Raw genomic sequence first — 26,711 nt, 5'->3', positions numbered from 1 at the left:
CGGCCGTCGGGTACGGCTGGGACGTATGATCACACCGGGACGCCGAGGGGCGTCGCAGGAGGTGCGGCGATGGGCGAGCTGGTGCTGATCCGGCACGGTGAGACCGAGTGGAGCCTGTCAGGGCAGCACACCAGTTACACCGATCTGCCGCTCACCGAGGACGGCGAGGCGCAGGCCCGCGGCCTGGCGCCGCTGCTCGCGGCCCGGCACGTCTCCGCGGTCCTGGTCAGTCCGATGCGGCGCGCCCGCGACACGGCGAAGCTGGCCGGCCTGGACCGGGTCAGGATCGATCCCGGGCTGCACGAATGGGACTACGGCGGCTACGAGGGTGTGACCACCCGGGACATCCTGCGCGGGCGGCCCGGCTGGGACCTGTGGACCGACGGTGTGGTCCCCGGGCCCGAGGGCCATCCCGGTGAGACCCCCGAGCAGATCGGGGAGCGCGCCGACCGGGTGCTCGCCCGGGTCGAGGCGGCCTTCGCCAACGGCGACGGCGGCGATGTGGTGCTGGTCGCGCACTCCCACTTCCTGCGGGTGCTGACCGCCCGCAGGCTGGGCCTGCCGCCCGCCGACGGCGCCCTCTTCCAGCTGGCCACCGGTACGGTCAGCCGGCTCGGCTCCGAGCACGGCCGCCATGTGCTGACCGCGTGGAACCGGCTGCCCTGAGCCGTACGCACAGCACCTGCCGCGCCGACACGCCGCGGGCCGCGCATGCCGCCCGCCGCACGGGACAAGCAGGACCAAGGACACTGGTCGCTCCGCAGCCCCGCGCCGACGGGGATGCGCGCGGGCAGGTGAGCGGGGACCGGTGAGGGAGCGCGTATGACGGTGACGGCCCAGGAACAGCAGTCGCGGCTCGCGTCGCCCTGGACCCGCGGCGCCGCCGCGGCCGCTGCCGGGGCGCTGCCCGCGCTGGCCTTCCCCGCACCGTCGCTGTGGTGGCTGGCCTACGTGGCGCTGGTGCCGTGGATGCTGCTGGCGCGCTCCGCCGGAAGCCCGCGGCGGGCCGCGCTGGACGGCTGGCTGGGCGGCGGGGGCTTCATGCTGGCCGTGCACCACTGGCTGATCCCGAGCCTGAGCGTCTTCATCGTGGTGCTCGCGCTGCTGCTGGGCGCGCTGTGGGCGCCCTGGGGCTGGCTGGTGCGCCGGCTGCTCGGGGCGGGCGCGGTGGGGCCGGCCCGGGTCGGACCCGCGCTGGTGCTGCTGCCGTGCGGGTGGCTGATGGTGGAGCTGGTGCGGTCCTGGCAGTATCTCGGCGGCCCGTGGGGGCTGCTGGGGGCCAGCCAGTGGCAGGTGGCGCCGGCGCTGCGGCTGGTGTCGGTCGGCGGGGTGTGGCTGGTCAGCCTGCTGGTGGTGCTGGTCAACACCGCCGTGGTCGCGCTGATCGCCGTCCCCGGGGTACGCAGGCCAGCGGCCGGGGCGCTGCTCGCGGCGGCGGTGCTGACCGCCACGGCCTGGCTGTGGACCCCGCGCCCGCAGGCGGCGGGCAGCACCAGGATCGCGGTCGTGCAGCCCGGGGTGGTCGCCACCCCGGCCGCGCGGCTGGACCGTGAGATGCGGCTGACCGGGCAACTGGCCGGCAGCCACCCGGACCTGGTCGTGTGGGGCGAGAGCAGCATCGGCGTCGACCTGGCCGCGCGGCCCGATGTGGCGGGCCGGCTGGTGGCACTGTCCCGGCAGGTCGGGGCGGATCTGCTGGTCAATGTGGACGCCCCGCGGGCCGACGGCACAGGCATCTCCAAGACGGCGGTGCTGATCGGCCCCGGCGGGGTGACCGGGCAGTCGTACGACAAGATGCGGCTGGTGCCGTTCGGCGAGTACATCCCGCTGCGGTCGGTGCTGGGCTGGGCGACCTCGGTGGGCAAGGCCGCGGGCGAGGACCGGCAGCGCGGCACCCGGCAGGTGGTGATGGACACCGGCCGGCTGCGGTTCGGGCCGCTGGTGTGCTTCGAGACGGCCTTCCCCGACATGAGCCGCCATCTGGCGGGCGACGGCGCCCAGTTGCTGGTCGCCCAGTCGTCCACGTCGTCCTTCCAGCACAGCTGGGCGCCCGCGCAGCACGCGTCGCTCGCCGCGCTGCGGGCGGCGGAGGACTGGCGGCCGATGGTGCACGCCACACTGACCGGCATCAGCGCGGTCTACGACGCCGACGGCCGCCGGGTCGGCCGCAGGATCGGCACCGGCAGCAGCACCACCGCGGTCTACGAGGTCCCGCTCGCCTCCGGCCGCAGCCTCTACGTACGGTTCGGCGACTGGGTGCCGCATGTGGCGCTGCTGCTGGTGCTGGCCGCGGCGGCGTACGAGCTGACGCGGTTGGTCAGGCGGCCTGTTCCCGTACCTCGGTGACGATCCGTTCGCACAGCTCGTGGGTGGCCAGCGCGTCGCGCCCGCCGAGAGGGGTGCCGGAGCGGACCGCGTCGAGGAAGGCCAGGGTGATCTGCTCGATGCCGCGCTGCCGGGCGACCGGCACCCAGTCGCCGCGGCGGCGCACGGTCGGCTGGCCCTTGTGGTCGACGACCTCGGCGAGATTGAACACCTGGCGCCGGGTGTCGGACCCGCTGACGTCGAGGCTCTCCTCGGTGGAGCCGCTCATCCGGTTCATCGAGCCGATCGCGGTGAAGCCGTCGCCCGACAGGTGCAGCACCACGTGGTGCAGCAGGCCGTCCCTGACCTTCGCCGAGACCCGGACCTGCTCGACCGGCCCCGGGGCGAGGAAGCGCAGTGTGTCCACCACGTGGATGAAGTCGTCGAAGACCACCTCACGTGCCTCGTCCGCCAGGCCGATCCGGTTCTTCTGCAGGAGGATCAGATCCCGCGGGTGGTCCAGGCACTGGACATAGCCGGGGGCGTAGCGGCGGTTGAAGCCGGCCATCAGCGGGACGCCGCGCTCCTCGGCGAGGGCGACCAGGCGGCGGGCGCCCTCGGCGTCGCGGGCGAGCGGCTTGTCGACGTAGACCGGGACGCCCGCCTCGATGACCCGGGCGGCGATCTCGACATGGTGCTCGGTGGGCGCGTGCACGAAGGCGGCGTCCAGTCCCCGGGCGAGCAGGGCGTCGAGGCCGGTGTGCCGGTGCGGCAGCCGGTGGGCGTCGCCGACCAGGTCCAGGGTCGCGGGGGTGCGGGTCTGCAGATGGATCTCCAGGCCCGGCTGGGCGGTCAGTACCGGCAGATACGCCTTCTGCGCGATGTCACCGAGGCCGATGACGCCGATCTTCAGTGGGGCGCTGCCCGATGCCATGCCGTGCTCCTCGTGCCGGTGCCGCACTTCCCCTGGTGGGAGCGGTGCCACCGCAGCATACGGGCCGGATTGCGGCCCGGCCGGGGCCGGGGTGTGCCGCGGCGCGGGCCTCGCGCTCCGGTGCGGCGCGCACTCGTACGGGTGAGCCGCGGGTCGTGCGCGACCGATCTTTCACTCCTGCGGGGACTGTCGGGCGCCGGGCGGCGCGGGCACTGTTGGGGAAGTGCGCCTCCTGCCCTCTGTGGTGATCCTGGCGGCGGCCTGTGCCGCTGCCGGATGCACCACGGTCTCCGCTCCCCCGCCCGCCACCGCCCCCGCGGCGCAGCTCCGGGAGCCCGATGTCGTACGGCTGACCCCGCCGCCGGGCAGTCCGCTGCTGGCGACCGTACGGCCCGACTCCGCGGCGGCTGCTGCCGGAGTCGCGGTACCGGGCGGGCACGCGGATGCGCCGCGGCCCGGCCCTGTGCCGCACCGGGCGGCCGAGCCGCGGCCACCCCGGGTGGCCAGGAAGCCCGCGGCCGGCGGGGTCTGCGCCCTGGGGCGCGCCTACGGCGGCTGGACGGCGGACAGCGCCGCGGCCGCCATCTGCGCGCGGGCCTACGGCAACTGACCGGAACCGGTCAGCCGCAGCTCCAGCCGGCCCACCGCGGCCCGCACCCCGTCGCCGTACGCGTCCTCGGCCAGCGCGCCGCAGGCCTTGCGGGCCAGGCCGAGGTGGCTGCGCGCCAGCCGCTCCTCGCCGACCCTGACGTAGGACGCGGCCAGGTTGAGGTGCAGCGACGGGTAGAAGCCGCGCACCTGGCCGGCCTGTCCTCCGCCGCCGGCCCGCTCCGCGTCCACCGCCTCGGCGGCCCGCAGCGCCCGCAGGTCCCAGGCCAGTTCGTCCTCGGGGTCGTCCTGGGTGTCGGCCAGGTAGTGGGCGACGGTGCAGCGGTGCAGGGGGTCGCCCTGCTCGCCCAGCTCCGCCCACAGCGCCGTGAAGCGGTGCCGCGCCTCCTCCCGGTCCCCGGCGTGCAGCAGCATCACCACTTGGCCGATCCTGCTCGTCATGGCGTCGTCCGCGGGCGCCGGGCCGCCCGTCGGCACCTCCTGATGTCCTCGCATCCGATGACGCTAACCGGCACGCACCCCGAGATCGGGGATGCGCCAGTCGATGGGCTCGTGGCCCTGCGCCCGCACCGCCGCGTCGATCTGGGTGAAGGGCCGGCTGCCGAAGAAGAGCTTCGCGGACAGCGGGGAGGGGTGCGCGCCCTGGATCACGGTGTGCCGGGAGGTGTCGATCAGCGGCAGCTTCTTCTTGGCGTAATTCCCCCACAGCACGAAGACCGCGGGGTCGGTGCGGCCGGCCACCGCCCGGATCACCGCGTCGGTGAACTTCTCCCAGCCCTTGCCCTTGTGCGAGTTGGCCTCCGCCTCGCGGACCGTCAGCACCGCGTTGAGCAGCAGCACTCCCTGCTCCGCCCAGGGCAGCAGGTAGCCGTTGTCCGGCACAGGGTGGCCCAGCTCCTCGTGCATCTCCTTGAAGATGTTCCGCAGCGAGGGCGGGGTCCTCACTCCCGGCCGGACGGAGAAGCACAGCCCGTGGCCCTGGCCGTCACCGTGGTAGGGGTCCTGACCGAGGATCAGCACCTTGACCCGGTCGAAGGGCGTCGCCTCCAGCGCCGCGAACACCTCGTCGCGCGGCGGGAAGATGCGGTGCTCCTTGCGTTCGGTCTCCACGAACTCGGTGAGCTGCTGGAAGTAGGGCTTGTCCAACTCCTCGCCGAGAACGCTCTGCCAGGAGTCGGGCAGCATGCTGGGCACGTCAGGAACCTCCGGTACGCGATCCGTTACTGCGTCAGAACGTACCGGCAGGCACTGACAATGCACTCGCCGAGGCCCTCGCCCGGCCCCGGCCTCCCGGGCGCGCCCGCGGTCAGGCGCCGCCCGCGTGCAGGAACAGCCCGCCGTCGATCACCAGGTTCTGGCCGGTGATCCAGCCGGCCTGGTCGCCGAGCAGGAAGGCGGCCGCGCCGCCGATGTCGTCGGGTATGCCGAGCCGCCCCAGCGGGTAGCCCGCCGCGGCCTCCTCCTCGCGGCCCTCGTAGAGCGCGGCGGCGAACTTCGTCTTGACCACCGCGGGCGCGATGGAGTTGACCCGCACACCGGGCGCCATCTCGGCGGCGAGCTGCACGGTCAGGTTGACCATCGCGGCCTTGCTGATGCCGTAGGCGCCGATGAAGGGCGAGGGGGCGAGGCCGGCGATCGAGGCGATGTTGAGGATCGCGCCGCCGTTGTCCTTCTGCCAGGCCTTCCAGGTCTGCTGGGCGAAGCCGAGCGCCGAGATCACGTTGGTCTCGTAGACCTTGCGGGCCACACCGAGGTCGAGGTCGGCCAGCAGGCCGTAGACGGGGTTGGTGCCCGCGTTGTTGGCGAGGTAGTCCACCCGGCCGAAGGCCTCCATGGTGCGTGCGACGGCGACGGCCTGGTGCGCCTCGTCGTGGGCCTTGCCCGCGACGCCGATCGCCCGGTCCGCGCCGAGCCGCTCGACGGCCTCCTTGAGGGCGTCCTCGTTGCGTCCGGTGATGCACACCCGGTCGCCGCGGGCGACCAGCGCCTGCGCGATGCCGTAGCCGATGCCGCGGCTGGCGCCGGTGACCAGGGCGACCCGGCCGGTGTCCTGGGCGGGGGTGGTGGTGGGGAGCTGGGTCATGGTCTCGGGCCTCCGGCCGGTCAGTTGAGCGGGCCGCCGGCGACGTACAGCACCTGGCCCGAGATGAATCCCGCGTCGTCGCCGGTGAAGAAGGCGATGGCGCCCGCGACGTCCTCCGGAACGCCGACCCGCTGGACCGGGATCTGGCTCGCGGCGGCGTTCTTGAAGTCCTCGAAGCCCATGCCGACCCGGGCGGCGGTGGCGGCGGTCATGTCGGTGGCGATGAAGCCGGGGGCGACGGCGTTGGCGGTGACGCCGAATTTGCCCAGCTCGATGGCCAGGGTCTTGGTGAAGCCCTGGAGGCCCGCCTTGGCGGCGGAGTAGTTGGCCTGGCCGCGGTTGCCGAGCGCGGAGGACGAGGAGAGGTTGACCACCCGGCCGAAGTGCGCGTCGACCATGTGGCGCTGCGCGGCACGGGTCATCAGGAAGGCGCCGCGCAGGTGGACGTTCATGACGGTGTCCCAGTCGCCCGCGCCCATCTTGAACAGCAGGTTGTCGCGGAGCACACCGGCGTTGTTCACCAGCACGGTGGGCGCGCCGAGTTCGGCGGCGACCCTGGCGACGGCGGCCTCGACCTGGTCCTCGTCCGACACGTCTGCGCCCACCGCGAGGGCCCGGCCGCCGGCCGCGGTGATGGTGTCGACGGTGTCCTTGCAGGCGCTCTCGTCGAGGTCGAGTACGGCGACGGCCCGGCCCTCCGCGGCCAGCCGTAGCGCGGTGGCGGCGCCGATTCCGCGGGCGGCGCCGGTGACGATCGCGACGCGCTGCTCCGTGCTGGACATCTGTTCTCCTCAACCCTGTGGTGCGGCCGGCCAGCGCCTCGACGCATGAGCGACCGCTTAGTAGGTCCCGTAGCCGAAACCGTAGGAGGACAGTGACCCAGTGTCAACGCCACCACGGGCGATGTGGCTCAGCGCACCGGACCGGGGCGGTACGGGCGCACCGCCGCCGCACACCGCCGGGCCGGCTCAGTGGACCAGCAGCGCCAGCAGCCGGTCGGCCTCGGCCCGCGGGTCGGCGGTCAGCCCGGTGTGGATCGGCCCCGGCTGCACGATGGTGCTGCGGGGCGCCGTCAGCCAGCGGAAGCGGCGCCCCGGGTCGTCGCCGCCCGCCTGCCCCGCGTCGTCGCCGCCCGCGCAGATCTCCTGGTAGCCGCGCAGCGCCGCCCGCACCCCGGCCACGTCCACCCCGGGGTCCAGGCAGCGCAGCCGGGTCTCGTCCAGGTGCACCCGGGCGCCGACGAAGCTCCTGGCCCGGCAGTAGACCAGCACCCCGGCGTTGATCATCTCGCCGCGCTCGATCCGCGGCACCACGCGCACCAGCGCGTACTCGAACACCTCGCGCCGGCTCATCAGGCGTTCTTCCCCTCGACCCAGGTACGCAGCCACTCCGGCGGCGGCTGCCGGTCACGCTGCACGGGCGCGAGCGTGATGCGTTCGTGGATGTCCGCCGCCCGCGCGGCCAGCAGTTCGCCGTACGCCCGGCGTACGTCGTCCGGCGACCCGAAGCCGGGCTCGTCGGTCAGCCACTCGTCGGGGACCAGCGCGGTGACCTCGGCGAGCAGGTCCGCGGTCACCAGCGGCGCCAGTTCGGCTGCGGCGGCGGCAGGCTGCGGCGAGAAGCGCGACAGGGCGTGGTCGGAGGCGTCGTAGGCCTTCGCGGCGGCGGCCTGCGCGCTCTTCCAGTTGTGGTGCCAGATCAGCGAGGCGCCGTGGTCGATGAGCCATACATTGCGGTGCCACACCAGGAGGTTGGGATTGCGCCAGGACCGGTCGACATTGCCGATCAGCGCGTCGAACCAGACGATGCGGCCCGCCTCCGCGGGCTCGACGCCGAAGACCAGCGGGTCGAAGCCGAGCGAGCCGGGCAGGAAGTCCATGCCGAGGTTGAGCCCGCCGCTGGCCTTCAGCAGGTCCTGGATCTCCTCGTCCGGCTCGCCGAGGCCGATCACCGGGTCGAAGTCGAAGCGCACCAGCTCCGGCACCCGCAGCCCCAGCCTGCGGGCCAGCTCTCCGGCGATCACCTCGGCGATCAGCGCCTTGCGGCCCTGGGCGGCGCCGGTGAATTTCACCACGTACGTGCCGAGGTCGTCGGCCTCGACCACTCCGGGCACCGAGCCGCCCTCGCGCAGCGGCGTCACGTAGCGGATACCCGTCACATCTCTCAGCATCGCGCCAGGTTATCGGGGTCGCGGCGGCGCCAGGACGGCCGGCGGCCGACGGGCTGCTGCGGCACCCGGCGAATTTTCCCGCGCGCCGTTGAACGGATCGCGGTGATCGCCCGTATCAACGGACACGCGTGGCGACACGCTGCCGGACGGTCGTACTCCGCCCGGCCCCACCAGCGGACAGGACGCAGTTCATGGCCGAAACACCCGGATCCTCCATGCCCCCGACCCGCCGCACGGTCTTCGCCGCCGCGGGCGGCGCCGGTCTCGCGGCGGTGCTGACCGCGTGCGGGTCCGACTCAGACCCGGGGGCGAAGGCCGACGCCCCCTCGTCCGGGGCCGCCGCGTCGGACGCCCCGTCCCGGACGCCATCCGACACCGCCGCGCCGTCCGCCTCGTCCGCGTCCGGGGGCGCCGGGGTCGCCGCGCTGGGGAAGACCGCGGACATCCCGGTCGGCGGCGGGAAGGTCTTCGCCGGCCAGAAGGTGGTCGTCACCCAGCCGACGGCCGGCGACTTCAAGGGCTTCTCCGCCGTCTGCACCCACCAGGGGTGCACTGTCTCCGACGTCTCCGACGGCATGATCAACTGCCCCTGCCACGGCAGCAAATTCCACGTCGCCGACGGCTCCGTGGCCCATGGCCCGGCCACCAGCGCGCTGCCCGCCAAGTCGGTCGCCGTCTCCGGCGACACCGTGTCGCTCGCCTGAGCCGCACGCGTCCGCGGGGGCGCGGCCGGCTGCGGGGCGGGGCTGTCCGCGGGGGCGCGACCGCCTGCGGGGGCGCGGCTGAGTCCCCGTCAGGAAGAGCGGCGCGCCGCCGTGCCGAGTGCGTCCACCGCCGCCCGGATCGCCGGGCGGCGGTCGGCGTCCTCGCGCCAGACGGCGTAGACGTGCCGCCGCATGGTGTGGCGTACCGGCACCACCCGTACGCCCTCCGGCATCGGGTCGCGGCCGAGCCGCGGGATGACCGCGACGCCGAGGCCCGCGGCGACCAGCGCGAGCACGGTGGCGTGCTCCTCCGCGTGGTGCGCGACCCGCGGCTCGACCCCCTTGCCCCGGAGGGTGAACAGCAGCCACTCGTGGCAGAAGCCGCCGTCCGGCCAGGCGATCCACGCGTCCTCGGCCAGCTCGTCGAGGTCGATCTGCGCCCGCCCCTCCAGCCGGTGGCCGGCCGGCAGGGCCACGTCGACGATGTCGTCGCACAGCGGAGCCTTGGCCAGCCCGCCGGGCAGGGACAGCGGCTTGTTGTACCAGTCGAGGACGACCGCCAGGTCGATGTCGCCGCGGTTGAGCCGCACCAGCGAGTCGTGCGGCTCCAGCTCGTGCACCGTCGTGCGCAGGTGCGGGTGCTCGCGCCGCAGCTCGGTGAGCGCGGCGGGGAACAGCCCGCGGACCGCGGTGGGAAAGGCGCCGGCGAGCAGGTCGCCGACCGCGGCTCCCCGGTGCGCCTCCAGGTCGGCGTGCGCCAGCTCGACCAGGGACAGGATCCGCTCGGCGTGGCCGGACAGCAGGCGTCCCGCGTCGGTGAGCCGCACCCCGCGCCCGCTCCTGGCCAGCAGCGCCTGCCCGGTCTCCCGCTCCAGCTTGGCCATCTGCTGCGAGACCGCGGAGGTGGTCACGCTGAGCACGTCCGCCGCGGCGCTCACCGAGCCGTAGGTGTCGATGGCGTGCAGGACGCGAAGCCGTTCCAGACTCAACATGTAAGAAAGACTACGCCGACTGTGTACGAAATCTCGCTTGTTCTACGAGGTCCCAGCCGTCATCGTGGATCCATGACCGCACCTGCCGAGAGCCCTTCCGCCGCAATCGCTCCCCCGCCCGCACCGGCCGCCGCGCCCGGCGCCGCGACGCCCGCGCGCCGGTCCGCGCTGGACTGGCGGATCCGCTTTGCCGCGCTCGGCCTGGTCTGGGGGTTCAGCTTCCTGTTCATGAAGGTGGGCAATGAGGCCTTCGCCCCGCTCCAGGTGACGCTCGGCCGGATGGTGTTCGGCACGGCGGTGCTCGCCGCGGCGGTCGCGGTCAAGCGCGAGCGGCTGCCGCGCGGTCCGCGGACCTGGCTGCATCTGGCGGTCGCCGCCTTCCTGCTCAATTCGCTGCCGTTCACCCTCTTCGCCACCGCCGAGCAGACCATCCCGTCGATGCTGGCCGGGATATGCAACGCGGCCACCCCGCTGTTCTCGATGCTGGTCTCGCTCGTGGCACTGTCCGAGGACCGGCCGTCCAGGGAGCGCTTCGCCGGTGTCGGACTGGGCTTCATCGGGGTGCTGACCGTGCTCGGCGCCTGGCAGGGCTTCTCCGGGCAGGACCCCAAGGGCACGCTGATGGCGCTGACCGCGGCCTTCAGTTACGCGGTGGGCTGGGCGTACGTCCGGCGCACCCTGTCCGGCACCGGGAGTTCGCATCTGGCCGTGTCCGCCAGCCAGTTGCTGCTCGGCACCGTGCAGCTGCTGCTCGTCACGCCGTTCTTCACCTCGATGCCGGACTCCTGGCCGGCCAAGTCGGTGCTGTCGGTGCTGGCGCTGGGCGCGCTGGGCACCGGTGTGGCCTTCCTGATCCAGTACGGGCTGGTCGCCGAGAAGGGGCCGACGATCGGCGCGATGGTGACGTATCTGATACCCATCGTCGCGACGACCGCGGGCGTGACTCTGCTCGGCGAGACCCTGCACTGGAATGAACCGGTCGGCGCGGTGGTGATCCTGGTCGGCGCCGCTCTGACCCAGCGGCGGCCCAAGCCGCGGCCGGCTGCCGGGGCTCAGCCGTAGCGGCCGGCGCCCGGGCCGTGCAGCACCTCGGCGACCGCGTCGGCCAGCGGCGCGATGTCGTCCGGGCCGAGCGGTGAGACGGTCAGCCGCACACCGGGCGCCGAGGCCACCCGGAAGCGGGCGCCCGGCGCGACCGCCCAGCCGTGCTGGAGCAGCCCGGCGACCGCGCCGGTCTCGTCGCTGACCGGCACCCAGACGTTCATGCCGCTGCGGCCGTGGGCCGGCACACCCCGGGCAGCCAGCGCCCGTACCAGCGCCTCGCGCCGCTCGCCGTACGACCTGGCGACCGCCGCCGGGTCGACCGCGCCGGTCTGCCAGAGGTGGACCAGGGTGCGCTGGAGCAGATGGCTCACCCAGCCCGCGCCGAGCCGGTGCCTGCCGCGTACGCGGTCCACGGTTGTGGCGTCGCCGGTGTAGAGCGCCAGCCGCAGGTCGGGGCCGTAGGCCTTCGCGACCGAACGCACCAGCGCCCAGTGGTCGGTGACGCCCGACAGGCAGTGCAGCGGCAGGTCGACCAGACCGCTCACATGGTCGTCGTCGATGACCAGCAGGTCGCGGTGGTCGGCCAGCAGGGCGCGCAGTTCGCCCGCGCGGTCCGCCGACAGGGCCGCGCCGGTCGGATTCTGCCCGCGGTCGGTCACCACCAGGGCGCGCGCCCCGGCCCGCAGCGCGCGGTCCACCTCCGCGGTCACCGGACCGTCGTCGTCCACCGCGACCGGCACCGCCCGCAGCCCCAGCGCCGACACCAGGTCGAGCACACTCCCCCAGCCCGGGTCCTCGACGGCCACCGTGTCGCCCGGCCGCAGATGCGCCGTCAGCACCCGGTCCATGGCGTCGAGTGAGCCCGAGGTGAGGCCGACAGGACCCGCGGGCACGCCGTCCGCGTCCAGCGCGGCACGGGCCAGCCGGCCCAGCTCCTCGTCCACCGGCGGCCCGCCGTAGAGCGCGGGCGTCCGCGCGTGCCCGGCGGCGGCAGCGGCGAGCGCTTCGGCCAGCGGCGGCAGCAGCGCGGGGTCGGGGTTGCCCGCGGAGATGTCCCGTGCGCCGGGCGGCACGGCGATCCGGATCTGGTCGCGCGGCGCGGTCGCCGGCCGGGCCCTGACCCGGCTGCCGCGGCGGCCCGCGGTCTCGATGACCCCTCGGTCGCGCAGCAACCGGTAGGCAGCCGCCACGGTGTTCGGGTTGACCGCCAGGTCCGCAGCCAGCTCCCGCAGCGGCGGCAGCGCCGCACCCGGCCGGAGCGTGCCGCTGCCCACGGCGCTCTCGATGTCCGCGGCGATACCCGATGCGCCCCGACCGGTAATTCGATACTCTCCTAGCACAAACGGGATTATGCACTAGTTCAAAGGATCGCGCATGGCCACCGCACCCCCCGCCGGCTATTCCGCCACCGACCGCAGCACCCCCACCCGCTCCAGGGAGCGCGCCGCCTACGACCGCAAGACCGTGCACGCCATCCTCGACGAGGGCTACGTCTGCCACCTCGGCTTCATCCGGGACGGCGCGCCCGTGGTCCTGCCGACGCTCTACGCCCGCAGCGGCGAGCGGCTGTACGTGCACGGGTCCACCGGGTCCCGCCCGCTGCGGGGAGCGGCGGACGACGGCCTGGCGGTATGCCTGACCGTGACGCACGTGGACGGCCTGGTACTGGCCAAGTCCGCCTTCCACCACTCGATCAACTACCGCTCCGTGGTGGTCCACGGCACCGCTCACCAGGTCATGGACCCCGAGGAGCGGGCCGCCGCCCTCGACGCGATCGTCGACCACGCGATCCCGGGCCGCTCCGCCGACTCACGGCGGCCGAACGCGAAGGAACTCGCGTCGACCGCCGTGATACGCCTCGACCTGCACGAGGTGTCGGCGAAGCTCCGCGCCGGCGGCCCCAGCGAGGAGTCGGAGGACCTCTCGCTCCCCTACTGGTCCGGCGTGGTCCCCGTCATCACCTCCTACGGCGCTCCGGAACGCGCCGAGCTTCCGGGCCAGGACGAGCCGCTGCCCGACTATCTGCCGCCAAGGCGGCACTGACCGCCGCCCGCCGGGGCGGGCGGCGCATGCCGCGGACCTCGTCGGCGACCAGCACGCCGACCGCGCCCAGCAGGCAGGCGGTGCCCAGCACGGTGGCCGCGGTGAGGTGTTCGCCGAGCAGGGTGACGGCCAGGACGGAGGCCGACACCGGTTCGATCAGCGCGACCACCGACACCGTCGAGGAGCGCAGCACCGCAGCGCCCGCGAAGTACAGGCCGTAGGCCAGGGCGGTGGGCACCGACACGAGGTAGCCGAGCAGCAGCAGGGTGCGGCCGAGCCGGGCCGCGTGCGGCAGCAGCCCCTCGGCCCAGGCCGCCGGGAGCAGCAGCGCCGCGCAGATCCCGAAGGCCCACATCGAGGTGTCGAACGGGTCCCCGGCCACGCCCTGCCGCCCCCACCAGCGGGTCAGCAAGGTGATCGCGGCATAGCCCGCCGCGGACAGCACGGCGAGTCCGACGCCGGCCGGGCGGACGGCGTCACCCGCGCCGCCGCCCAGCACCAGGACCGCCAGCCCGCCGAGCGCGCCGGCCACGGCCAGGGCGCCACCGCGGCCGAGCCGTTCGCCCATCGTCAGCCGGGCCGCCAGCGCGATCAGCACCGGGCCAGAGCCGAGCGTCACGACGGTGGCGACCGCGAGCCCGGTGGAGCGGACCGCGCAGAAGTAGGCGGCCTGGAAGACGGTGAGGCCGGCGCCGGTGGCCAGCGCCCTGCGTACTGCCGCCCCGCGCGGCGCCGTCACGCCTCGCGCCACCCCCTGCGCCGGGCGGCGGCGCAGCAGCCGGACCGCGAGCAGCAGTGCGAAGCCGCCTGCGGCTCGCCAGAAGGTGAGGGCCAGCGGGCCGAGGCCGCTGCCGCCGTAAAGGGCCGCCGCCACGGCGCCCGCTGTGCCCCAGCCTGTTGCTGCGACGACGACATAGATCAGGCCCCGGGTGGCCGGGGCATGCCTGAATGACACGGAATTCTCCCGTGGAGGAAGGGGGTCGGTCAGCTCATCCGTGTGCGGGCAGCACCGACCGTCCCGGGTCGTACGACCCGGGCCGTGTCCTACGTCATCTCGGAGGCCGCTGCCCGCGTCAGGCTGCGGGAGGGGGGAGCACGGTGGAATGCATCCCCCCACGATATGGCTCCCGCCGGGGAGAGGGCGCCCACGCGCCTGCCCCACCGGCCCTGCACCCCCGGGGCGGATGCCCTGTCCTGCGGCCTTCACCGCGCCGGCGCACTGTGGCTCGCGCCCCTGGGAGAGTGCCACGTGCGATGGCCCGTCGCCCTGACCGCCATCGCGGCTGGGCCGCAGTTCCCCGCGCACCTCAGGGGCTGCCGCGTGCCGTGGCCTTCACCGTGCCGGTGCGTCTCGGTTGCCCGCGCCGTACCCCGCGCCGCCGGCGGATGCCACGTGCCGTGACCTGCCGCCTTGACCGCCGCCCCGGCCCGGGCGCGCAGCTTCCCGCGCCGCCCGGCCGCACCCTGCACTTTCACGCCACGGACACCCCCGCAGGACGCCGGCGCCGAATGGGTGGTGGACCCCACCGGGGACGTACCGGCCTGGCGCCGCGCGCACGAGAAGGCCGCGGTGGCGGTCCGCGGGCCGCTCACCGACCTGCTGCTGATCGTCTGCAAGCGGCGCGCCCCGTGCACCGCCGGTGTCGAGGTGCTCGGCGACACGGGGCTGCTGGTCTTCTGGCTGGAGCGGGTGTCCTTCGGCTGACCGAGGGCCGACGACACAAAGGCCGAGGACCGCGCGGTCAGGACGCGCTGGGCTCGGGCTCCAGCAGAGCGTCGGGCTGCGCCTCCGGCGCGCCGGGGCGGCCGGCAGCGGCGGCGGTCTGGGCGACGAGCGCGCCGGCCAGCACCAGCGCGCCGCCGGTGACCTGGGCGGGGCCGAGGTGTTCCGCGAGCAGGACCCAGGCCAGCACCGTGGCGACGACCGCTTCGAGGCCGGCGACGACACCGGCCACCTGCGGGCTGAGGGTGCGGACCGCGAGCACCCCGGTGAGGTAGGCGACGACGGTGGAGACCAGCACGATCCAGCCGATCAGCAGCACCGCGGGCACATCGCGGTCGCCGAGCGCGGCCCGGTGGCCGAGCACGGACCACTGCATGGTCCAGGGGTGGGCGACGGCGGTGAGGGCGACGGCGCCGATGACGAGGCCGTGGGCGATGACGGTGATCGGCTCGGGTGCCTCGGCCTCGCCGGCGCCGTGGTCGGCGAGGACGAAATACGCGACCTGGCAGCACGCGGCCCCGAAGGCGTAGAGCAGCCCGAGCGCGTCGAAGGCGAGCCCCGACCAGACCTCGACGACGCAGGTCATACCGGCCATGGCCAGGACGACGCCGAATGCGGCGGCCCGGGTGACCGGGCGGCGCTGGACGAAGCGGATCCAGCCCAGCAGCAGGGCGGGGCCGAGGAATTCGACCAGGATGGCGATGCCGACCGGGATGCGGGCGATGGCCACGAAGTAGAGCGCCTGGCAGCCCACGATGGCGAAGATGCCGAATCCGGCGACGAGGCCGGGGCGTTGCCTGAGCAGGGCGCGGGAGCGCAGTGCCACCGGCAGCAGGATGAGGGCGGCGCCCGCCACCCGCATCCACACCACCTGGAGCGGGTCGAGGCCGAGGTCGATGAGCGGTTTGGCGGCCACGCCCGAGCCGCCGAAGGCGCACGCCGACAGCAGCGCGAGCCCAAGTCCGCTGGTCCTGTGCGCTGATGCGTGCATCAGGTCATCATGTCAGTCGCCGACAGTACCGTCACCCCGGATATCCCTGACACCACGCGGGCCGGGTACGGGTCCCGGAGCCTCGTTCAGGTCGTCCGGGTCGAGGCCGGCCGCGCGCAGGACGTCGGCCGCCCGGCAGCCGGGGTCGGCGGCCAGCGCGTGCAGCAGGTCGATGCCGTCGGCCTGCGCCCCGCCGCGCTGCCGGGCCAGGTCCACCGCGGTGTGGAAGGCCGCCGCGGCAGCCGGGCTCCAGCCGGGCATGGCCGCCGGCAGGACGGGCAGCGCCCCGGAGTCCTCCACCGAGCCGCGCCAGCGCAGCCCGTACCCGATGCTGCGCTGCACCAGGTAGCCGAGCACCCGGGCGGCCCGGCCGGCCTGGGTGTCGCAGGCGGCGCGGGCGTCGGGGTCGTTCTCCAGCAGTGAGTGCAGCAGATGGGCGGTGTCGGCCTGCGCGTCCCCGTCCCTGACCGCGCGCCGCCGCGCGCTGGCGGCCACGACGCGCACCTCAGTGGTGAGGTGGGCGTCGTCCGCCGGGTGGGCCGCGGCGGGCGGCGACCCTTGGTCGCTGTACACACCATCCATCCCACCAGGCCGCGGGGGTGTGCCGCATCGGCTCAGCGGGGCATTCCGGCCTCCGCCCGCGGAGGGGGTCGCCCGCCGGGGCCTCCTCCGCGGGGATGAGTCATGGCCACAGCAAAGTGCGGGTCCAGCCGTCGCCGTCGCGGGTGTAGCGCAGCCGCAGGTGCCAGCGTGCCGGGTCGGCCTGGAAGAATTCCGCCTCCCGCGCGCGCAGCCGGTAGACGGTGTGGGTCGCGGGCACCCGGCTCGGTTCCGCGGCCACCAGCGCCTCGGCCGCGCGGTGCTCGCGCTCGTACTCCCCGGGTCCGTCCAGCGGCGCGGAGGTGCGGCCGGTGAAGCCGGCGATGCGGGCGGCGGGCGAGCGGCCGAGGTAGTCCCGCCGGGTGGCCTCCTCGCCGAGGACGTCCACCGGCCCCGCCATCCGGATCTGCCGGCCGTGCGCGGGCCAGTACCAGGTCAGGGCCGCGACGGGACGGGCGGCGAGGTCCTGGCCCTTGCCGCTGCCGGAGTCGCCGGCGAAGACGAAGCCGCAGTCGGCGGAGTCGAGGCCGCGCAGCAGCAGCACCCGGGCGCTGGGGGTGCCGTCGGCGGCGGCCGTGCTCAGCGTCACGATCTGCGGTTCGGGTACGCCGTCGGCCAGCGCCCGGTCCAGCCAGTCGGCGAACAGCGGCCCGGGGGCGGCGGGCGCGGTGTCCGGGTCGAAGTGCGGCAGCGGCCCGGCGAGCACCGGTGCAGCCCTGATCCGGTCCAGCAGCGCGCGGTCCGCCGCGGCGCTGCCGGCGCTCCCGCCGTCGACGGCGTCGCCGTCCTGGTCCCTGCCCTGCATGTGTCCTCCTGCTGCCGTACGGTTCCGCGCGGCCGGCTGTGGCGCCGGCCGCCGTACCCCAGCCTTCCCGGTACGGCGGCGGAGCGCACGCGGCACGGGGGGGGGGGGGGGGGGGGGGGGGGGGGGGGGGGGGGGGGGGGGGGGGGGGGGGGGGGGGGGGGGGGGGCGGCGCCCCCCCCCCCCCCCGCCGTGGCAGTGCGCGGCCGGTGGACGGCCGGCGGCGCGGTCAGTGCAGGGTGACGGTGGTGGTCTGGGTGCCGACCGTGAAGACGTAGGCGCCGGGGGCCACCTGCTGCTTGCCCGAACTGTCGATGTCGCCCGGGGTGACGGCCAGTCGGCTCGGCGGCACCTTGAGGGCCACCGTCGTGCTCCGGCCGGCCGCCAGGTGCACCTTGGTGAAGGCGACCAGCCTGGTGGGCGGTGCGAGCACATCGCTCGACGGCTGCGAGACGTAGACCGGCACGACCAGGTCGCCGGCCCGGTTCCCGGTGTTGGCGACGCCGACCTTGAGGCTGATGGTGTCGCGGGTGCGGGCGGTCGCCGACCCGGCCTTGACCGAGTTGAAGGCGTAGCTGGTGTAGGACAGTCCGGCGCCGAAGCGGTAGGCCGCGTCGTAGGAGGACTCGGGGCCGCTGTTGGTGCCGGGGAGCTGCTGGTAGTACAGCGGCTCATTGCCGACGTCCTTGGGCCAGGACGCGCTCAGCCGGCCGCTCGGGTTGACCTTGCCGAAGAGCACGTCGGCGACCGCGTGGCCGCCCTCGCTGCCCGGCAGCCAGGACATCAGCAGGCCCTGGGTGCCGTCGGCGGCGCCGAGCACCAGCGGGCGTCCGGCGATCACCACGGTGACCACCGGCTTGCCGGCCGCCTTGAGCGAGCTGACCAGCGCCTGCTGGTCGGCGGACAGCTCCGGCCGCGGGGCGTCGGCCGAGCCCTCGGCCGCCGCCTTCTCGCCGACCACGACGACGGTCAGGTCGGCGTCCTGCGCCTGCGCCACCGCGTCGTCCGCGGAGGTCGCGCGGACCACGGACGTACCGGAGGGCGCGGCCTCCCTGATGCCCTGCAGCACGGTGGTGCCGGGGAGTTCCACACCGTCGGGGACGCCCTGCCAGCCGACGGTCCAGCCGCCCGCCTGGTCGTTGATGTCGTCGGCGTAGGAGCCGGCGACGACGATCTTCTTCGCGGACGAGGAGATCGGCAGCACATTGCCGTCGTTGCGCAGCAGCACCTGCGACTCGTCCGCGGCCTTCCTCGCGAGCGTGGTGTCGGCGCCGATCACCCGGGAGTCGGCCTTCGAGGCGTCCACGTAGGGGTGCTCGAACAGGCCCAGCTTGAACTTCATGGTCAGGATCCGGCTCACCGACTGGTCGATCCGCTTGACCGAGACCAGGCCGCGCTGGACGGCGGTCTTGAGCCCGTCGCTCCAGCCCTGCGCGTCGTACGGCTCCATGGCCATGTCCAGGCCCGCGTTGACGGCCTTGGCGATGGCCTCGGGATAGTCGGCGGCGATGTGGTAGCTGGTCTGCAGCGCGCGGACGTCCTGCCAGTCGCTGACCTCGACGCCCTGGAAGCCCCACTGGCCGCGCAGCACGTCGGTCAGCAGGTAGTGCGACGACGTCGCCGGAATGCCGTTGATCGCACCGGAGTTGACCATCACCGACATGGCGCCGGCGTCCACGGCCTGCTTGTACGACGGGAGCAGCGTGTCCTGGAGGTAGCGGATCGAGACGTCACCGGGCACCCGGTCGTGGCCGTTGCCGGGTTCGCCGTAGCCGCCGAAGTGCTTGACGGTGGCGGCGACGTTCTTGGCGCCGCCCGCGCCCTGGATGCCGGTCACCGCGGCGGACGCCAGGGTGCCGGACAGCAGCGGGTCCTCACCGAAGGTCTCGTAGTAGCGGCCCCACCGCTGGTCGCGCGCGATGTCGGTGACCGGGGCGAAATTCCAGTCGATGCCGGTGGCGGCGACCGCCTTGGCGGTGGACGCGCCGGCGTCCTTGACCAGCTCCGGGTCCCAGCTGGAGCCCAGGCCGATCTCCTGCGGGAAGATCGTGGCGCCCAGCACGTTGTTGTGGCCGTGCACGGCGTCGACGCCGTAGATGATCGGGATGTGCAGGCGGGTCTTCTCGACCGCGTACTTCTGCACGGTGTTGACCATCGTCGCCCAGTTCGAGGGCGTGTTCACGGTGGGACCGGCGCCGCCGCCGGACAGGATCGAGCCCGCGGCATTGTCGACCAGCACCGACTTCATGCAGGATTCGGTGAAGGCACCGCCGCTCCACTGGCAGTCGCCCTGCATGTTGACGACCGAGATCTGATCCATCTGCCCGATTTTCTCCTCCAGCGTCATCCGCTTGAGGAGATCCTTGACCCGGACATCGATCGGGGCCTTGGCATTGGTGTAGCTGGGATTGTCGCCGGCCTCCGCCGGTACGGAGGCCACCGCGGCCACACAGGCGGCTGCGGTGGCGAGTGTCAGGAGGCTTCTCATACGTAGTCGTCGAGCGTTCGTTGGCATCGCAGGCGTCCCGTTCCTGTTGGGGGTCCCCGGCGGACCGGGGCCGATAGCCGTAAACGTTTCCGATCGGCGGGAAGTCTGTCCTTGCCCCGACTGATCGTCAAGACTGTGCGCAGGAAGGTTTTTCCCGCGCCCTTGCGCCGCCCCCGTATCGTCGTCATCGCGTCCTCATGTCCACTCGCGCAGAACGGGTATGCCGTGAACATCCGTGAACTCGCCCGCCGCAGCGGTGTGTCGACCGCCACCGTCTCCCGGGCGCTGAACGACCGGGCCGAGGTGAGCGAGGCGACCCGCGCCAAGATCCGGCGGCTGGCGAGCGAGTTGGGCTACGCGCCCAACGAGCCCGCCCGCACCCTGGTGCGGCGCCGCTCGGACACCATCGGGCTGGTGTGGGACAGCGGGCAGGAGGCGATGGGCCAGCACAACCCGTTCCTGCTCGGACTGCTGAGCGCCGTGCGCACCGCGCTGTCCGAGGCGGACTACCACCTGATGCTGCTGACCACGCCCGGCGCGCAGGACCAGGACAACGCCCATCTCCAGGCGGTCCAGCGGCACAACCTGGAGGGGGTGATCGTGCTGACCACCCCGCCGGACGACCGCTGCCTGCGGGTGCTGGCCGATTCCACGGTGCCCTGCGCGGGGATCGACACCGCCTTCACCGGGCCGCGTACGGTCCGGGTCAGCTCGGACAACGCGGCGGGCGCGGAGGCCGCCGTGCAGCACCTGTACGAGCTGGGCCACCGCAGGATCGCCACCGTGACCGGGCCGCTGCACCTGCCGCCGGCCGCCGAGCGCCTGGCGGGCTACCTGCGGGCCTGCGCCCGGCTCGGGCTGAGCGTGCCGCCGGAGTACGTGACCGAAGGGGACTTCTTCCTGGCCAGCGGGGAGAACGCGGGCAAGCGGCTGCTCGCGCTGCCCCACCGGCCCACCGCGATCTTCGCCGCGGGCGACCAGATGGCGATCGGCGCGGTGCACGCGGCGGCCGACGCCGGGCTGACGGTGCCGGGCGACCTGGCGGTGGTCGGCTTCGACGACATCGACGCCGCGGCGCTGGTACGGCCGGCGCTGAGCACGGTCGCGCAGGACCAGCGCGGCCTGGGGGAAGCAGCGGTGGAGGCGCTGCGCGGCCTGATCGACGCGACGGTGGCGGACACCGCCGAGGCGCAGCCGCGGATCATCCCCACCCGGCTGCTGATACGCGGATCGAGCCGGTCCGGGGTGTGAACCCCGGACCGGCCCGGTCCTGCCCGGCCCTCGGGCCGCCAGGGCGCCCTGCGGGTCAGCCCCGCTGGACGTCCTCGTCGGCGAGGATCAGGTAGAGCTTCTTGCGGGCCTCGTTCACCACGGTCAGCGCCTTCTCGCGCTGGTCGGGGGTGCCGGTGGCCCACACCTGGCGGAAGGCCTCGATGAGGCCGCCGCCCGCCTTCCTTATCTCGTTCATGGCGTCCCAGTCGACGCCGCGCCCCGCGTCCTCCCACGGAGCGTCAGGGCCGGCCTCGGCTTCCGCCCGGCCGGCGTCGGCGAGCGTGAACAGCTTCTTGCCGCCCTCGCTCGCGCTGCTGATCAGGCCCTCGTCCTCCAGCAGCTGCAGCGTCGGGTAGACCGAGCCGGGGCTCGGCTTCCACGCGCCGCCGCTGCGCTCGGCGATCTCCTGGATCATCTCGTAGCCGTGCATCGGCCGGTCCTTGAGCAGCGCCAGGATGGACGCCCGCACATCACCCCGCCGTGCCCGGCCGCGCGGTCCGCCGCGCCCCCGGCCGCCGGGGCCGAACGGCCCGCCGCCGAAGGGCGGTCCGAAGGGTCCGAAGGCGGCCCTGCGCCCTTCGTGCTCGCCCCAGCCGTGCCGGCCGGGACCGTTGTCGTGTCCATGTGAGTGCCCGTACATATCATTTCTCCTATCGTGAGCGTTCGCGATGCCTCAACGATATATCGGAACTGTTCGGAAGGCAAACCCCCAGGCCACGCGAGGGATCCCGGCGCTGTCGGACCGCTCGGGCATACTGAGCACATGGACAGGGCGGATCTGGTGAGGCTGCGGCGCTCCCGCGACCGGATGGACCGCGACTACGCGCGCCCGCTCGACGTGGCGGCGCTGGCCCGCGAGGCGCTCATGTCGCCCGGCCACTTCTCCCGCAGCTTCCGCTCGGCGTTCGGCGAGACCCCGTACGCCTATCTGATGACCCGCAGGATCGAGCGCGCGAAGGCCCTGCTGCGGCGCGGCGACATGACGGTCACCGATGTGTGCATGGCGGTCGGCAGCACCTCGCTCGGGTCGTTCAGCTCCCGCTTCACCGAGCTGGTCGGCGAGACCCCGAGCGCGTACCGGGCGCGCAGCCACTCCGAGCTGTCCGCGCTGCCGGCCTGCGTCGCGAGAATGGTCACCCGGCCGGTGAGGAATCCGGCCGGGAATCCGGTCAGGAACAAAGAAGTCCGGGCGGCCGGTCCTGTCGTAGCGTGACCTGCATGGACATCCGACTTTCGCACACCTTCCTGGCGGTCGACGACCACGACAAGGCCGTCGAGTTCTACCGCGACATCCTCGGCCTCGAGGTCCGCAACGACGTCGGCTACGAAAAGATGCGCTGGGTCACCGTCGGCGCTCCGTCCCAGCCCGAGGTCGACATCGTGCTCGAACCGCCGGCCGCGAACCCGAACATGTCACCGGCCGACCGCGACGCGGTGGCCGACCTGATGGCCAAGGGCGTGTACGCGCGCGTGGTGTTCTGGACCGACGACTGCGACGCGACCTTCGAGCGCATCCAGGCGGCCGGCGCGGACGTCGTCCAGGAGCCGACCGACCAGCCGTACGGCGTACGCGACTGCTCCTTCCGCGACCCGGCGGGCAACGAGGTGCGCTTCAACCAGGCCAGGCACTGACCTCGGGGCGGCGCCACCGCGCACGTGCTGCGGGACGACGGGCGCCGCGCACGACGTGATCGCCTTCCGCACCCGCGCCGGGGTGCTGACCGCGGACTCCGGCGGCGACGGCTCGACCACCCTGGACCTTCCCGCCGCCCCGCTGACTCCCGTGGCCCTGGCCGAGGCGCCGGGCGCGGCGGCGCTGACCGTACGCGGCGGCCTGGTCGGCACCCGCCTGCACGGCGGCCGGGTGCCGCGGACCGGCTCCGCGGTCACGGTGATCGACGGCGAACTGCACGCCGTGCCGGAGCGGCGGGGCGGGCCGGAGCGGCCGGTCAGCCGGTGGGCAGCCAGCCGACCTTCCCCGCCAGCAGGGCGTAGCCGACGAAGGCGACCGTGTCGATCAGGGAGTGCGCGGCGACCAGCGGGCCGACCCGGCCCCAGCGGCGGTAGAGCAGCACGAAGACCACGCCCATCGCCATGTTGCCGACGAAGCCGCCGACGCCCTGGTAGAGGTGGTAGGAGCCACGCAGCACGGCGCTGGCGGCGAGCGCGGCCATCGGGGTCCAGCCGAGCCGGTCGAGGCGGCGCAGCAGGTAGCCGACCACGATCACCTCTTCGAGCACCGCGTTCTGCACCGCGGAGGCGATCAGCACCGGGATCTTCCACCAGACGTTCGGCAGCGACTCGGGCACCACCGTCAGGTTGAAGCCGGCCTGCCGCGCGCCCAGGTAGAAGGCCAGGCCGGTGCCGCCGATCACCGCGGCGACGGCGGCGCCCCAGGCCAGGTCGCGGCGCGGGCGGCTCAGGTCGAAGCCGATCGCCCGCATCCCGGCCCGCTCGCGGCCGAGCAGATAGGCGACCAGGGCGACCGGGGCCAGCGCGCTGGCGATGGAGAAGACCTGCCAGGCCAGGTCGAGCCAGGGCCGGTTGGGCGCGTAGGAGCCGACCAGCGTCGCCGACTGGTTCTTGAGCGCGCCCGGCTTGGTGACCGAGCCGATGAAGCTGATCAGCGCGGACACCCCGCTGGCGCCGAGCGAGAGCGCCAGGACGATCAGCGTCTCGTTGCGGAGCGTCCGGTCCGGCAGCCCCGCATCCACCTGGTACGGCTCTGTGTGCATGCGGGGTCCTCCAACGGCGCGGGTGTCTCCGGACAAGATACGAAGATCGCGCCGTCACGTACGGAGCCACCCCCCGTGGTGGCCCGGGTTTCAGACCGCCGGCCAGAGGTGCACCGGTTCGCCGCCCTGCATGTGCTCGCGGTACCGCTGGGTCATCGCGGCCAGGGCGGCCCGCCGGTCGGGGGTGCGCTCCAGCAGCCGGTGGAAGGCGGCGGACTGCCATTCGGCGCCGTTGGTGCGCAGCCGGCAGCGTTCCTCGATGATGCCGAGGTAGAGGTCGCGGTCGGCGGGTTCGATGCCCCAGGAGTCGAGCCCGGCCGCGGCGAGCGGCAGCAGTTCGTCCCTGATCAGGTCGGCGGCGGGGATCTCGGCCAGGCCGCGCCCGCGCGGCCAGCGCATGACGGCCCCGATCCCGTCCCGGCAGCCCGCCTCGAAGTTGGCGGCGGCGGCACCGAAGGGCAGCCGCTGCCAGACCGGGCGGGGCGCGTCGGCCAGCGCTCTGACCAGGCCGTAGTAGAAGGCCGCGTTGGCCAGGACGTCGGCGACGGTGGGGCCGGCCGGCAGCACCCGGTTCTCCACCCGCAGGTGCGGCACACCGTCGACGACCGCGTAGACCGGGCGGTTCCAGCGGTAGATCGTGCCGTTGTGCAGGGTCAGCTCGCGCAGCCGCGGCACTCCCCCGTCGTCCAGCACCCGCAGCGGGTCCTCGTCGTCGCAGATCGGCAGCAGCGGGGGGAAGTAGCGGACGTTCTCGGCGAACAGGTCGAGCGGCGAGTCGATCCAGCGCTCGCCGAACCAGGTCAGCGGGCGTACGCCCTGGACGCGCAGCTCCTGCGGGCGGGTGTCGGTGGCCTGCTGGAAGAGCACAGGACGGGTCTCCCGCCACAGCTCGCGGCCGAAGAGGAACGGCGAGTTGGCGCCGACGGCGACCTGCGGCCCCGACAGCGCCTGGGCGGCGTTCCAGACGGCGGCGAAGCGGCCGGGGGTGACCTGGAGGTGCATCTGGATGGAGGTGCAGGCCGCCTCGGGGGCGATCGACGCCGAGGCGTAGACCAGGTGTTCCACGCCCTTGATGTCCAGGGTGATGTCCTCGCCCCGCATCGCGAGGATGGTGTCGTTGAGCAGCATGTAGCGATCGGCCCGCGAGAGGTTGGCGGAGACCAGGTCCTGCGCCTGCAGGGTCGGCAGAATTCCGACCATCACGATGTGCGCGCCCACCTCGCCCGCCATGCGGTCGGCATACGACAGGCCGGTCCGCAGTTCCTCGGCGAGCCGGTCGAGTACGGGTCCTGAAAGCCGGTGCGGCGCTATGTTCACTTCAATGTTGAACTGAGCGAGCTCGGTCTGGAAATCGTGACTCGCGATGCGCGCGAGCACTTCTTCGTTCATCATCCGCGGCAGTCCCGCGGAATCCGCGAGATTCAATTCGATCTCAAGGCCCATGAGATTGCGCGGCCGGTCGAATCGCTTCTCCGCCAGCAGCCGTTCGAGGCCCAGCAGGCACTGCCGGAGCTTGTGCCGGTACCGCCCGCGGTCGGCGGGGTCGAACCCGCTGGCGGCGACCTTCTCACCCATCCACGCCTCCTTGCGTCCACAGGCACCCGATGGCCGCCCATCGGAGACGATGCCCACCCAAATGATCGATAACGCCACATGGTACCGGTCCCGCACGCTAGGCTTGCTGTAGCAGCCATCCGCGCACCTTCCAGTGGCACATTCTGTTGTCATAGGCCCCGGAGATATGCGGATGAAATGACCGACGGGATCCGGCCGTCCGTGACGGGCAGAAATATCCAGCGCCGTCCCCATACGCTGCGATAATGCCATCTGCGCATCCTCCGAAGAAGGCGAATTATCACCTTGCGCGTAATACTGGCAGCGACTAGATGAAACATGGAGCGAACACACGTCGTATAAACTCCGCGCACAAGGCAAAGCATCCGCCGTCGCCGGACGTGCCTGAGCAGGTCTCCGCAGAGCACCTGACCGACCGTGCCGTCCGCGTCCGCCCTCCCCGAACCACGTGTCTCCAGTGAGAGGCGACATCATGCCGCTGCTTGTTCCCCCAGCACCCGCCCCCGCCCTGCTGAGCGTCCTCGCCGCACTCAGTTCGCCCACCGCGGTCCTGGAAGCCAGGACGCCGGCGCTGCGTAACGCAGAAGGGCCGCTGGCCGCCGAACACCCGCTGCCTGTCCATGTGTTCGAGCCGGCGACCGTCCCCGGAGCGCTGCCGCAGGCGCGGCTGACCGGCTGGCGGTTCCATATCAGGGCGGGCGCGAGAGTCGCCGCCGCGGGCGAGACCGTGGTGACACCCGGCGGATGGGTGTTCTCGCGGTTCTCCGAGGGGCCGTTCCTGGCATCCATCGAGCGCGCGCTGCACCAGGCGGACACCTTGCCGACCACGTACCAGCCGCACCTGCTGTCGGTACCGGGGCTCTACATGCTGGCGCTGTGGCTGCACTGCGACGCGCGGGCGGACGCCGCCACCGCCCAGCCCGACCCCGACGACCTGCTGGTGCCGCTGGCGCCCGCGCCGCCCGGTATCGCCCCGCACCGGGTGCACCGGCTGACCGAGCTGGCACCGGCGATCAGCGTACGTCTGGCGCCGCCGCCGCTGATGGGCTCGCCCGCCTGAAGCGCCGCACCCGAAGGCGGGGGGGGGGGGGGGGGGGGGGGGGGGGGGGGGGGGGGGGGGGGGGGGGGGNCCCCCCCCCCCCGCCCCCCCCCCCCCGCCGGGGGGGGCCCGCGCCCCCGCCCCGCCCCCCCCACACCGCCTTCGTGCGTGAACACGCCGCCCGCCGTGAGCGTACGGTGACGGCAGCCGGCGGAGCGGGTGACGCGTCTTCTCCCGCACAGTCCGGCGGAGCACGGCCTCGGCGAAATCCCTGCGGATTGACGCCAGGAGGGCAACACTGGGACCGGCCGCACGCACAATCGGGGGACGAGATGCAGGAAGCAGACAGCGCGACCCACCGCACCACTCACCTCACGCAGCGAAAGACTCGATCCATGTGCCAGCACAAGCCGCAGTGCCCGACCGCAGAAGGCCCCGACCGTGAGGCCGCATTTACCGTGGCCCACCATCCGGAGCAGGGCTGGAGTCTGCTGTGCAACGGGGTGCTGCTCTTCGAGGACACCGGGGAGCTGCTGCCGGACGGCCAGATCATCGCGCCGCACCGCCCGCTGGGCACCGAGCACATCACCACCGCGGCCTGAC

29 protein-coding genes are annotated in these 26,711 nt (G+C 73.6%); 12 read left to right on the top strand and 17 right to left on the bottom strand.

The window, feature by feature from the left end; all coding sequences use genetic code 11:
• Positions 1-69: 69 nt before the first annotated feature.
• Together V7E46_RS08975 and lnt are read left to right on the top strand one after the other, a co-directional pair.
• Positions 70-666: a histidine phosphatase family protein gene (locus V7E46_RS08975; protein ID WP_333767916.1), complete on the top strand. Its 597-nt coding sequence runs from the start codon at positions 70-72 to the stop codon at positions 664-666.
• A 156-nt stretch (positions 667-822) separates the two neighbouring features.
• On the top strand, positions 823-2,346 hold the full coding sequence (lnt, locus tag V7E46_RS08970) for an apolipoprotein N-acyltransferase (protein WP_333767915.1): 1,524 nt from the start codon (positions 823-825) through the stop codon (positions 2,344-2,346).
• Here lnt and V7E46_RS08965 read toward each other — a convergent pair.
• Complete coding sequence (locus tag V7E46_RS08965) at positions 2,318-3,217, bottom strand: Gfo/Idh/MocA family protein (RefSeq protein ID WP_333767937.1); 900 nt, start codon at positions 3,215-3,217, stop codon at positions 2,318-2,320. The genes lnt and V7E46_RS08965 overlap by 29 nt on opposite strands.
• A 244-nt stretch (positions 3,218-3,461) precedes the next feature.
• On the opposite strand from V7E46_RS08965, the gene V7E46_RS08960 reads away from it, so the two are divergent.
• Positions 3,462-3,848, top strand: a complete 387-nt coding sequence (locus tag V7E46_RS08960; protein WP_329181425.1) for a hypothetical protein — start codon at positions 3,462-3,464, stop codon at positions 3,846-3,848.
• Here V7E46_RS08960 and V7E46_RS08955 read toward each other — a convergent pair.
• The 6 genes from V7E46_RS08955 to V7E46_RS08930 form a co-directional block, all read right to left on the bottom strand.
• The gene (locus V7E46_RS08955) at positions 3,836-4,342 is read right to left on the bottom strand and encodes a hypothetical protein (RefSeq protein ID WP_333767914.1); all 507 of its coding nucleotides are present in this window, start codon (positions 4,340-4,342) and stop codon (positions 3,836-3,838) included. The two genes, V7E46_RS08960 and V7E46_RS08955, sit on opposite strands and share 13 nt — an antisense overlap.
• A 9-nt stretch (positions 4,343-4,351) precedes the next feature.
• Positions 4,352-5,032 (bottom strand): uracil-DNA glycosylase, encoded by a 681-nt coding sequence (ung, locus tag V7E46_RS08950; protein ID WP_333767936.1) that lies wholly within the window; start codon positions 5,030-5,032, stop codon positions 4,352-4,354.
• Between the two features lie 121 nt (positions 5,033-5,153).
• Positions 5,154-5,930, bottom strand: coding sequence for an SDR family oxidoreductase (locus V7E46_RS08945; RefSeq protein ID WP_333767913.1), 777 nt, complete (start codon positions 5,928-5,930; stop codon positions 5,154-5,156).
• 20 nt (positions 5,931-5,950) lie between these two features.
• Complete coding sequence (fabG, locus tag V7E46_RS08940; RefSeq protein ID WP_333767912.1) at positions 5,951-6,712, bottom strand: 3-oxoacyl-ACP reductase FabG; 762 nt, start codon at positions 6,710-6,712, stop codon at positions 5,951-5,953.
• A gap of 186 nt (positions 6,713-6,898) precedes the next feature.
• Entirely contained in the window at positions 6,899-7,282 is a 384-nt protein-coding gene (locus V7E46_RS08935; RefSeq protein ID WP_329181418.1) for a DUF3037 domain-containing protein, read from the bottom strand.
• Entirely contained in the window at positions 7,282-8,100 is an 819-nt protein-coding gene (locus tag V7E46_RS08930) for a HipA family kinase (protein WP_329181416.1), read from the bottom strand. The genes V7E46_RS08935 and V7E46_RS08930 overlap by 1 nt, the downstream gene beginning before the upstream one ends.
• Positions 8,101-8,291: 191 nt before the next feature.
• Here V7E46_RS08930 and V7E46_RS08925 point away from each other — a divergent pair, with 191 nt between their 5' ends.
• The gene (locus V7E46_RS08925; protein WP_333767911.1) at positions 8,292-8,804 is read left to right on the top strand and encodes a Rieske (2Fe-2S) protein; all 513 of its coding nucleotides are present in this window, start codon (positions 8,292-8,294) and stop codon (positions 8,802-8,804) included.
• An 89-nt stretch (positions 8,805-8,893) separates the two neighbouring features.
• On the opposite strand, the gene V7E46_RS08920 is transcribed toward V7E46_RS08925, so the two are convergent.
• Positions 8,894-9,796, bottom strand: coding sequence for a LysR family transcriptional regulator (locus tag V7E46_RS08920; protein WP_329181413.1), 903 nt, complete (start codon positions 9,794-9,796; stop codon positions 8,894-8,896).
• Between the two features lie 72 nt (positions 9,797-9,868).
• Between V7E46_RS08920 and V7E46_RS08915 the strand changes: the two genes are divergently transcribed.
• Positions 9,869-10,858: a DMT family transporter gene (locus V7E46_RS08915; protein WP_329181411.1), complete on the top strand. Its 990-nt coding sequence runs from the start codon at positions 9,869-9,871 to the stop codon at positions 10,856-10,858.
• Here the strand turns inward: V7E46_RS08915 and V7E46_RS08910 are convergent.
• Entirely contained in the window at positions 10,849-12,180 is a 1,332-nt protein-coding gene (locus tag V7E46_RS08910) for an aminotransferase class I/II-fold pyridoxal phosphate-dependent enzyme (protein WP_329181409.1), read from the bottom strand. The genes V7E46_RS08915 and V7E46_RS08910 overlap by 10 nt on opposite strands.
• A gap of 34 nt (positions 12,181-12,214) precedes the next feature.
• On the opposite strand from V7E46_RS08910, the gene V7E46_RS08905 reads away from it, so the two are divergent.
• On the top strand, positions 12,215-12,883 hold the full coding sequence (locus tag V7E46_RS08905; protein ID WP_333767910.1) for a pyridoxamine 5'-phosphate oxidase family protein: 669 nt from the start codon (positions 12,215-12,217) through the stop codon (positions 12,881-12,883).
• Here V7E46_RS08905 and V7E46_RS08900 read toward each other — a convergent pair.
• Entirely contained in the window at positions 12,798-13,838 is a 1,041-nt protein-coding gene (locus V7E46_RS08900; RefSeq protein WP_333767909.1) for a DMT family transporter, read from the bottom strand. The two genes, V7E46_RS08905 and V7E46_RS08900, sit on opposite strands and share 86 nt — an antisense overlap.
• A gap of 456 nt (positions 13,839-14,294) precedes the next feature.
• Here V7E46_RS08900 and V7E46_RS08895 point away from each other — a divergent pair, with 456 nt between their 5' ends.
• On the top strand, positions 14,295-14,588 hold the full coding sequence (locus tag V7E46_RS08895; RefSeq protein ID WP_333767908.1) for a hypothetical protein: 294 nt from the start codon (positions 14,295-14,297) through the stop codon (positions 14,586-14,588).
• A 37-nt stretch (positions 14,589-14,625) separates the two neighbouring features.
• Here V7E46_RS08895 and V7E46_RS08890 read toward each other — a convergent pair whose 3' ends face one another.
• From V7E46_RS08890 to V7E46_RS08875, 4 genes are all read right to left on the bottom strand, one after another.
• A complete protein-coding gene (locus V7E46_RS08890; protein ID WP_333767907.1) occupies positions 14,626-15,597 on the bottom strand; it encodes an EamA family transporter in 972 nt (323 codons plus the stop codon).
• Positions 15,598-15,609: 12 nt separating this feature from the next.
• On the bottom strand, positions 15,610-16,179 hold the full coding sequence (locus V7E46_RS08885; protein ID WP_443054091.1) for a Clp protease N-terminal domain-containing protein: 570 nt from the start codon (positions 16,177-16,179) through the stop codon (positions 15,610-15,612).
• Positions 16,180-16,279: 100 nt separating this feature from the next.
• Positions 16,280-17,002, bottom strand: coding sequence for a pyridoxine/pyridoxamine 5'-phosphate oxidase (locus tag V7E46_RS08880; RefSeq protein ID WP_333767906.1), 723 nt, complete (start codon positions 17,000-17,002; stop codon positions 16,280-16,282).
• Positions 17,003-17,228: 226 nt separating this feature from the next.
• A complete protein-coding gene (locus V7E46_RS08875) occupies positions 17,229-19,487 on the bottom strand; it encodes a glycoside hydrolase family 3 N-terminal domain-containing protein (protein ID WP_333767905.1) in 2,259 nt (752 codons plus the stop codon).
• A 225-nt stretch (positions 19,488-19,712) separates the two neighbouring features.
• Between V7E46_RS08875 and V7E46_RS08870 the strand changes: the two genes are divergently transcribed.
• Complete coding sequence (locus V7E46_RS08870) at positions 19,713-20,738, top strand: LacI family DNA-binding transcriptional regulator (protein WP_333767904.1); 1,026 nt, start codon at positions 19,713-19,715, stop codon at positions 20,736-20,738.
• Between the two features lie 55 nt (positions 20,739-20,793).
• Here V7E46_RS08870 and V7E46_RS08865 read toward each other — a convergent pair whose 3' ends face one another.
• Complete coding sequence (locus tag V7E46_RS08865) at positions 20,794-21,399, bottom strand: PadR family transcriptional regulator (RefSeq protein WP_333767903.1); 606 nt, start codon at positions 21,397-21,399, stop codon at positions 20,794-20,796.
• 123 nt (positions 21,400-21,522) lie between these two features.
• Between V7E46_RS08865 and V7E46_RS08860 the strand changes: the two genes are divergently transcribed.
• Together V7E46_RS08860 and V7E46_RS08855 are read left to right on the top strand one after the other, a co-directional pair.
• Positions 21,523-21,972, top strand: a complete 450-nt coding sequence (locus V7E46_RS08860) for a helix-turn-helix transcriptional regulator (RefSeq protein ID WP_333767902.1) — start codon at positions 21,523-21,525, stop codon at positions 21,970-21,972.
• A 5-nt stretch (positions 21,973-21,977) separates the two neighbouring features.
• Positions 21,978-22,391, top strand: coding sequence for a VOC family protein (locus V7E46_RS08855; RefSeq protein ID WP_333767901.1), 414 nt, complete (start codon positions 21,978-21,980; stop codon positions 22,389-22,391).
• A gap of 317 nt (positions 22,392-22,708) precedes the next feature.
• Here V7E46_RS08855 and V7E46_RS08850 read toward each other — a convergent pair whose 3' ends face one another.
• Both V7E46_RS08850 and V7E46_RS08845 read right to left on the bottom strand, forming a co-directional pair.
• Complete coding sequence (locus tag V7E46_RS08850; RefSeq protein ID WP_333767900.1) at positions 22,709-23,494, bottom strand: CPBP family intramembrane glutamic endopeptidase; 786 nt, start codon at positions 23,492-23,494, stop codon at positions 22,709-22,711.
• Between the two features lie 90 nt (positions 23,495-23,584).
• Positions 23,585-25,069 carry a glutamate--cysteine ligase gene (locus tag V7E46_RS08845; protein ID WP_333767899.1) on the bottom strand — a complete coding sequence of 495 codons (1,485 nt, stop codon included), beginning with the start codon at positions 25,067-25,069 and terminating at the stop codon, positions 23,585-23,587.
• A 472-nt stretch (positions 25,070-25,541) separates the two neighbouring features.
• Here V7E46_RS08845 and V7E46_RS08840 point away from each other — a divergent pair, with 472 nt between their 5' ends.
• Both V7E46_RS08840 and V7E46_RS08835 read left to right on the top strand, forming a co-directional pair.
• A complete protein-coding gene (locus V7E46_RS08840) occupies positions 25,542-26,129 on the top strand; it encodes a hypothetical protein (protein ID WP_329181387.1) in 588 nt (195 codons plus the stop codon).
• 374 nt (positions 26,130-26,503) lie between these two features.
• Positions 26,504-26,710, top strand: coding sequence for a DUF5999 family protein (locus V7E46_RS08835; RefSeq protein WP_205047043.1), 207 nt, complete (start codon positions 26,504-26,506; stop codon positions 26,708-26,710).
• Position 26,711 lies beyond the last annotated feature (1 nt).

Origin of the sequence: Streptomyces sp. IBSBF 2435 (assembly GCF_036815005.1) — a bacterium.
In the GTDB taxonomy this organism is placed as follows: domain Bacteria; phylum Actinomycetota; class Actinomycetes; order Streptomycetales; family Streptomycetaceae; genus Actinacidiphila.
Note: the sequence above shows the minus strand (reverse complement) of the source record. Positions and strands in the feature narration are given on the sequence as shown.

Coding starts and splice junctions, on each gene's coding strand:
- V7E46_RS08925 (WP_333767911.1), top strand. CDS start 8,292: ATGGCCGAAACACCCGGATCCTCCATGCCCCCGACCCGCCGCACGGTC.
- lnt (WP_333767915.1), top strand. CDS start 823: ATGACGGTGACGGCCCAGGAACAGCAGTCGCGGCTCGCGTCGCCCTGG.
- ung (WP_333767936.1), bottom strand. CDS start 5,032: ATGCTGCCCGACTCCTGGCAGAGCGTTCTCGGCGAGGAGTTGGACAAG.
- V7E46_RS08865 (WP_333767903.1), bottom strand. CDS start 21,399: ATGTACGGGCACTCACATGGACACGACAACGGTCCCGGCCGGCACGGC.
- V7E46_RS08975 (WP_333767916.1), top strand. CDS start 70: ATGGGCGAGCTGGTGCTGATCCGGCACGGTGAGACCGAGTGGAGCCTG.
- V7E46_RS08845 (WP_333767899.1), bottom strand. CDS start 25,069: ATGGGTGAGAAGGTCGCCGCCAGCGGGTTCGACCCCGCCGACCGCGGG.
- V7E46_RS08945 (WP_333767913.1), bottom strand. CDS start 5,930: ATGACCCAGCTCCCCACCACCACCCCCGCCCAGGACACCGGCCGGGTC.
- V7E46_RS08905 (WP_333767910.1), top strand. CDS start 12,215: ATGGCCACCGCACCCCCCGCCGGCTATTCCGCCACCGACCGCAGCACC.
- V7E46_RS08850 (WP_333767900.1), bottom strand. CDS start 23,494: ATGCACACAGAGCCGTACCAGGTGGATGCGGGGCTGCCGGACCGGACG.
- V7E46_RS08835 (WP_205047043.1), top strand. CDS start 26,504: ATGTGCCAGCACAAGCCGCAGTGCCCGACCGCAGAAGGCCCCGACCGT.
- V7E46_RS08930 (WP_329181416.1), bottom strand. CDS start 8,100: ATGCTGAGAGATGTGACGGGTATCCGCTACGTGACGCCGCTGCGCGAG.
- V7E46_RS08855 (WP_333767901.1), top strand. CDS start 21,978: ATGGACATCCGACTTTCGCACACCTTCCTGGCGGTCGACGACCACGAC.
- V7E46_RS08935 (WP_329181418.1), bottom strand. CDS start 7,282: ATGAGCCGGCGCGAGGTGTTCGAGTACGCGCTGGTGCGCGTGGTGCCG.
- V7E46_RS08890 (WP_333767907.1), bottom strand. CDS start 15,597: ATGCACGCATCAGCGCACAGGACCAGCGGACTTGGGCTCGCGCTGCTG.
- V7E46_RS08840 (WP_329181387.1), top strand. CDS start 25,542: ATGCCGCTGCTTGTTCCCCCAGCACCCGCCCCCGCCCTGCTGAGCGTC.
- V7E46_RS08880 (WP_333767906.1), bottom strand. CDS start 17,002: ATGCAGGGCAGGGACCAGGACGGCGACGCCGTCGACGGCGGGAGCGCC.
- V7E46_RS08875 (WP_333767905.1), bottom strand. CDS start 19,487: ATGAGAAGCCTCCTGACACTCGCCACCGCAGCCGCCTGTGTGGCCGCG.
- V7E46_RS08915 (WP_329181411.1), top strand. CDS start 9,869: ATGACCGCACCTGCCGAGAGCCCTTCCGCCGCAATCGCTCCCCCGCCC.
- fabG (WP_333767912.1), bottom strand. CDS start 6,712: ATGTCCAGCACGGAGCAGCGCGTCGCGATCGTCACCGGCGCCGCCCGC.
- V7E46_RS08885 (WP_443054091.1), bottom strand. CDS start 16,179: ATGGATGGTGTGTACAGCGACCAAGGGTCGCCGCCCGCCGCGGCCCAC.
- V7E46_RS08860 (WP_333767902.1), top strand. CDS start 21,523: ATGGACAGGGCGGATCTGGTGAGGCTGCGGCGCTCCCGCGACCGGATG.
- V7E46_RS08920 (WP_329181413.1), bottom strand. CDS start 9,796: ATGTTGAGTCTGGAACGGCTTCGCGTCCTGCACGCCATCGACACCTAC.
- V7E46_RS08955 (WP_333767914.1), bottom strand. CDS start 4,342: ATGCGAGGACATCAGGAGGTGCCGACGGGCGGCCCGGCGCCCGCGGAC.